This window comes from Nguyenibacter vanlangensis (assembly GCF_013376155.1).
GTDB lineage: Bacteria > Pseudomonadota > Alphaproteobacteria > Acetobacterales > Acetobacteraceae > Gluconacetobacter > Gluconacetobacter vanlangensis.
This window is the reverse complement of the sequence record NZ_JABXXP010000374.1, coordinates 1-2,904: the sequence shown is the minus strand read 5'-3', so window position 1 is coordinate 2,904 and position 2,904 is coordinate 1. Positions and strand designations below refer to the sequence as shown.

Annotated in this window: 3 protein-coding genes; 1 reads left to right on the top strand and 2 read right to left on the bottom strand. The window is 70.1% G+C overall.

The window, feature by feature from the left end:
* A partial coding sequence (locus tag HUK84_RS14100; RefSeq protein ID WP_176640856.1) for a WD40 repeat domain-containing protein occupies positions 1–800 on the top strand: 800 nt, incomplete at its 5' end.
* A gap of 34 nt (positions 801–834) precedes the next feature.
* On the opposite strand, the gene HUK84_RS14095 is transcribed toward HUK84_RS14100, so the two are convergent.
* Together HUK84_RS14095 and HUK84_RS14090 are read right to left on the bottom strand one after the other, a co-directional pair.
* Entirely contained in the window at positions 835–2,223 is a 1,389-nt protein-coding gene (locus HUK84_RS14095; protein ID WP_246285693.1) for a chloride channel protein, read from the bottom strand.
* A 157-nt stretch (positions 2,224–2,380) separates the two neighbouring features.
* On the bottom strand, positions 2,381–2,904 hold a 524-nt coding region (locus tag HUK84_RS14090; RefSeq protein WP_176640855.1), incomplete at its 5' end, for a cation diffusion facilitator family transporter.

Below are 2,904 nucleotides of genomic sequence, written 5' to 3'. Positions count from 1 at the left end.
GGGACGATTGCGCGTTGCGCCGGGTCGGCGCGGACGGGGCGGTCACGGACCTGGCGCGCGGCCGGCGCTGGATCGAGCATGTGGCAAGCTGGTCGGACGGCAAATCGGGGGTGATCGCCTTTGCCGCGGGCAAGCAGGTGGAACTGCGCGACGCGGCGGGTACGCGGACGCTGAAGGTGCTGGAGCATCCTTCGACCGTCAGCGGCATCGTCTTCGACGCCAAGGGCAAGCGGATCGCGGCGTCGCATTACAACGGCGCGTCGCTGTGGTTCGTGCATGCCAAGGTCGACACGCCCCGGCGGCTGGACTGGAAGGGAAGCCATACCGGAATCGCCATCCACCCCGGCGGCGAGGCGCTGGTGACCGCCATGCAGGAAAACGACCTGCATGGCTGGCGCCTGTCGGACGGGCATAATATGCGCATGAGCGGCTATCCGGCGAAGGTGCAGTCCATGGCGTTCTCGCGCACCGGCAAGTGGCTGGTGACCGGGGGGGCCGACAGCGTGGTGATGTGGCCGTTCTTCGGGGGCGGCCCGATGGGCAAGCCGCCCTCGGAACTGGCGGGGCTGCCGGGGGTGATCTGCCGGCGGGTCGCGTGCCATCCGGTGCATGAGATCGTGGCGGCCGGATTCGCCGACGGCACGATCCTGCTGGAGGATGCGGCGGCGCAGCGCGTGCTGCCGGTGCGCGGCGGCGGAGGCGGTGCGGTCTCGGCCCTGGCCTTCAGCCCCGACGGCAGCGCGCTGGGGTTCGGGACCGAAGACGGGCAGATCGGGATCGTGGACCTGGCGTCGAAGTGAAGGGCGGGCGGGCCCGTGAGGGAGCCTGTCTCCCTTACGGGCCGGTGACGGCGGGGACGCGCTGGGGCGTCGTGGCCTCGGCGATCGGTTCGGCGGTGCTTTCCACCACCACGAGGAATTTCTCGGCCAGGGCGCTGTAGAGCGAGTGGCCGCAGACCATGCGCGAGACCGCGTAGGCCAGGAACGACGTCGCCAGCAGGGCGAGGGTGACCTGCTGGTTGTCGCACATCTCCATCACGATGACGGTCGCGGTCAGGGGAGCCTGCACGACGGCGGAGAAATAGGCCACCGTGCCCAGCAGCACGACCGCGCCCGGCGTGGTGTGGGGCAGGTACTGCGCCACCCAGCCGCCGATCCCCGCCCCGATGGCCAGCGACGGCGCGAACAGTCCGCCGGGGATGCCCGAGCAGTAGGACACGATGGTGGCGATGAATTTCAGGATGAAGAACGAGGCCGGGTAGTGGGTCTGGCCGGCGATGATCTCGCGCGCCTGGGCGTAGCCGGTGCCGTAGGTGATGCCGCCCGATGCCAGGCCCATGATCGCCAGGATCAGGCCGCAGAGTGCCGCGAAGGCCACGGGCTGGCGGGTGACGAAGCGGCCCAGCAGGCCGGGCAGGCCGGAGGCGCTGCGGATCAGGATGGCGGAGAAGGCGCCGCCGCTGAGGCCGCCCAGGATGCCGCAGGCGAGCACGGCGATCCAACTGATGCCGATCGGCACCACGACGTCGGTATGGCCGAAATAGGTGTAGTTGCCGATGAGCGCGATGGCGGTGACGCCGGACAGGATGACGCCGGTGAGCATCGTGCCGCTGGTGCGCTGTTCGAAGGAGTGACTGAGTTCCTCGATCGCGAAGACGATCCCGCCCAGCGGCGTGTTGAAGGCGGCCGAGACGCCCGAGGCGCCGCCGGCCAGGATCAGCCCGCGCCGCATCCCCACCGCCGACAGGTTCAGCCAGCGTCCGAACGCGTGCATGATCGCGGCGCCGACCTGCACGGTCGGGCCCTCGCGCCCGATCGAGGCGCCGGCCAGCAGGCCGAGCGTGGTCAGGAGGATCTTGCCGAAGGCGATGCGCAGCGACAGCAGCCGGTCGACGACGGCGAAATCATCGAGATGCAGGGTCGCGATGGTCTGGGGGATGCCCGAGCCCTGCGCGCCGCGGAACCAGGTGCGGGTCAGCCAACTGGACAGCGCGAGGCCGGCCGGGGTGATCGCCAGCATGATCCACGGGTCCCAGGCGATCATGCGGGTCCGCAGGGCGGCGGCCTGGTCCGCCGCGGCGGCGAAACCCACCGCCACCAGGCCGACCAGGATCGCGGCCGCCCAATAGACGATCTTGCGCCGCCATTGGGCCGTGGTGACCCGCGCGGAGCGGCGCAGATGGCGCATGTGGCGGATGCGCAGCTCGGTCAGGTCGGTCTTCATCGCTCTTGCCTGGGGCGGTAGGACCCGGCCCGGGGCGGGACGGGGAAACGATTTGGCAACATGTGCCCCCTTTACGCGGATTGCCCCGCCGATTCCACTGGAACGAGCGAGGCATGCCCGCTTCCTGCCGGATGCTGGGTTGTGCCGGGCACGTGGGTTACGGAATGGTTATGCCGCAACGCTTGGCCTTGCGGTCCGGTTCGACGTGGATATGGATCAGCGCCTGGCCGATCCGGGCGCGCAGCGCGGCCTCGATCCGGTCGCAGATCTCATGCGCGGCGTTGACGCTCATGGTGCCGGGGACGACCAGGTGGAATTCGACGAAGGCCATCGCGCCGACGATCCTGGCGCGCAGATCGTGTGCTTCGATCGCGCCGTGGCCGCTGGCGGCGATGACGTTGCGGATCACCGTCAGCGTGTCCGGGTCGGGGGCTTCGTCCATCAGGCCGGCGATCGAGCGGCGCATCATGATCCATCCGACGCGCAGCACGTTCAGCGCGATCAGCGCGGCCAGCGCCGGGTCCAGCCATGTCAGGCCGGTGAGTGGAATCAGGGTGAAGCCGCAGACCAGTCCGACCGTGGTCCAGACGTCGGACATCACGTGCTGGCCGGCGGCGACCAGGGTGGGCGAGCGCCGGGCCCGGCCCGAGCGGAGCAGGACCAGCGCCCAGGCCAGGTTCA